We start from the raw sequence: 1,052 nt of genomic DNA, 5'->3' as shown, positions 1-1,052 counted from the left end.
CCGCCACCCAGTAGCCTTGGGTCCTCTCTGCCAGGTGCTCCAGGTAGCGAAAGCTTCGGGGCTTGGGTTCGGTCCAGGGCGGAAGGCCGAAGTGCAGGTACCCCAGCTTGCCCGCCTCCCTTAAGGGGGTGATGGCGGCGAAGAAGCGGTTCCAGGCTTCCTCTAGAACCTCTTGGGGGATTTCCCGCTGGGCCAGGTGGCCTTCGGTTTTGGGGAGAAGGGAGCGAAGGTCCTTGGGAAGGGTGGCGGCCTCGAGGCCATGTCCGGTAAAGGCGGAAAAAGCCTTCACGTGGAAGAGAAAGCCCGCTGGGGTCCTCTCTGCCCATTTCGCCACCACCTCCCGCCGGGGTAGGGCGTAGAAGGTGCTGTCCACCTCCACGGTGTCAAAGTGCTCCGCATAGTAGCGGAGGCGCTTCTCGGGATGGTGGCGTACCTCGGGAGGATACCACCCGGAGGCGAGGAGGGTTTCGTCCGTCCAGCTGGCGGTACCCACCCGGATCTCTCCCATGCCCTCATGGTGGCAGGGGTGGGGTTTTTAGACAAGCGCTTACCCCGCCTTGGCGGCGGCCCTCTCCGCTTGGCGGGCCAGGTGAAGGAGCTCGTGGGCTAGGGCCTCGAGGCCCCCTGGCTTAAGGCGGAAATAGGTCCAACGCCCCACCCGCACGCCCTCCACCAGCCCGGCTTCCCGAAGGATCTTGAGGTGGTGGCTTACCGTGGGGCCCGAAAGCCCGGTCTTCTCCTTCAGATGGCAAAAGCACACCCCGTAAGCGGTGCCGCAGCGGGGGTCAAAGGCGGTGTGCTCGTCGGGAAGCTCCGCTAGGAGGCGGACGATGGTCAGCCTGGCGGGATGCGCCAGGGCTTCGGTCAACTTAAGGGCCACATTGGGGCGGCCGGGCGCTGGATCACAAGCCATCAGGCTATACTTTAGCAAAGGTCCCTCGTTTGGGAAAGGATGCTTATGCCAAACGCGAGATTCCTGATGCCTTTGAGGGCCCATCGGGAGGGCGGAAACAACCCAATACCCTTTTGGGGTATATGGACCGATATCAAAA

2 protein-coding genes are annotated in these 1,052 nt (G+C 63.2%); both read right to left on the bottom strand.

Annotated elements, in window-relative coordinates; genetic code table 11:
• A partial coding sequence (locus TNMX_RS00360; RefSeq protein ID WP_038028247.1) for a DUF72 domain-containing protein occupies positions 1-508 on the bottom strand: 508 nt, incomplete at its 3' end.
• 39 nt (positions 509-547) lie between these two features.
• On the bottom strand, positions 548-868 hold the full coding sequence (locus TNMX_RS00355) for a helix-turn-helix transcriptional regulator (protein WP_234558123.1): 321 nt from the start codon (positions 866-868) through the stop codon (positions 548-550).
• Positions 869-1,052 lie beyond the last annotated feature (184 nt).

Origin of the sequence: Thermus sp. NMX2.A1 (assembly GCF_000511705.1) — a bacterium.
In the GTDB taxonomy this organism is placed as follows: domain Bacteria; phylum Deinococcota; class Deinococci; order Deinococcales; family Thermaceae; genus Thermus; species Thermus scotoductus.
This window is presented reverse-complemented; position numbering and strand designations above follow the sequence as displayed.